The sequence below is a fragment of the Aquimarina sediminis genome (assembly GCF_002895435.1).
Lineage (GTDB): Bacteria > Bacteroidota > Bacteroidia > Flavobacteriales > Flavobacteriaceae > Aquimarina > Aquimarina sediminis.
Genome location: NZ_POYJ01000036.1, coordinates 1 through 1,659 on the forward strand (window position 1 = coordinate 1; position 1,659 = coordinate 1,659).

The 1,659-nt window shown below is 40.2% G+C and carries 2 protein-coding genes; both read left to right on the forward strand.

Translation table 11 applies throughout. From position 1 onward, the window contains the following. Window positions 1-1,274: gliding motility-associated C-terminal domain-containing protein (locus tag C1X07_RS24700; protein ID WP_164914253.1), on the forward strand; the 1,274-nt coding region annotated here is incomplete at its 5' end. Between the two features lie 72 nt (window positions 1,275-1,346). Then, window positions 1,347-1,659, forward strand: a 313-nt coding sequence (locus tag C1X07_RS24705) for a PorP/SprF family type IX secretion system membrane protein (RefSeq protein WP_128755401.1), incomplete at its 3' end; no start/stop codon positions are given.

Genomic DNA, 1,659 nt, shown 5'->3' on the forward strand with positions numbered 1-1,659 from the left:
CAACTGATGCCGGAGGAAACAGTGGTGCAGGAGTGGTGAGTATAGATACTACTGCCCCGACAGCCGATACCTTTACTACCAATGATACAACTCCTACCTTAACCGGAACAGGAGAAGCCAATGAGACTTTAACTATTACAGTAGATGCTAATGGCGATGGTACTCCAGAGGTGACTTATACCGTAACTACGGATGCTTCAGGTGATTGGAGTATTGATCCAGATACCGCTACTCCAGATAGTGGTACCTTCCCAACCCTTACTGATAATGATACTATTGATATAGTAGCAACTGATGGTGGAGGAAACAGTGGTGCTGGAGTGGTGACTATAGATACGGTAACAGTATCAGTAGATAGTTTTGAGACAGATGATATCACTCCGGTTTTAACCGGAACAGGGGAAGCTAATGAGACCTTAACTGTTACTGTAGATCAGGATGGCGATGGTATTCCGGAGGTAACCTATACAGTTACTACCGACGCATCAGGAAACTGGAGTATAGATCCGGATACGGATACTCCAGACAGTGGTAATTTCCCAATACTTGATGATATGGATACTATTGATGTGGTAGCAACCGATCCCGGAGGAAATATAGCCATTGGTTTAGTAGAGATTAATATTAGTGATACTGATGGAGATGGTATTGGAGATCTGGAGGAACAAAATAATGGAACAGATCCTTTAAATCCCTGTGATCCAAATCCTGGAGCAGTACCTTCGGGAGATTGTGATGGAGATGGAGTCGCTAATGAATTTGAAATTGGTGATGACCCTAATAATCCACAAGATACTGATGGAGACGGAATTCCGGATGTTTTGGATACTGATGATGATAATGATGGTATTTTGACAACTGACGAAAATCCAGATCCAAATGGTGATGGAAATCCCGATGATGCTTTTGATACTGATGGTAATGGTATTCCAGATTATTTAGAACCTAATGATCCTACAGGAGATGGTGAGGATGGAATTACAGTCTTTACAGGGTTAACCCCAAATGGAGATGGTGTAAACGACGCATTTATAATTGGCGGAATAGAGAGATTAGAGAACAACTTAGAGATCTATAATCGATGGGGAGTTAAAGTGTATGGTGCTAAAAATTATGGAAGAGATGATAATTTCTTTAGAGGGATTTCAGTAGGAAGAAGTACAATAGAAAAGAAGGATCAATTGCCAGCAGGAACCTACTATTATGTACTTGAATATGTTCTGGAATCCGGAGAACAAAAAAGCAGAGCAGGATATTTATATATCAACAAATAATTAAATCAATTTTAAATCCCATCAGTATATTAGAGTATTGATGGAGCTAATTAAAATATTAAATTAGAGCGTATGAGAAAAAGACACCTCCCAATTGCGATTATATTATTGAGTTTTATGTGTTATACTGGTTATGGCCAACAAGATGCTCAGTACACTCAGTATATGTATAATACCGTTAGTGTTAACCCTGCCTATGCAGGCAGTAGAGGTGTTCTAAGCATTATGGGGCTTCACCGCAGCCAATGGGTTGGTTTGGATGGAGCTCCTCGTACTCAAACCTTAACGCTCAATACTCCTCTGGGAGGGAGTGAACGTTTAGGACTAGGACTATCTATTGTTAATGATGAGATAGGTCCAACCGATGAGACTTATTTTGATATTG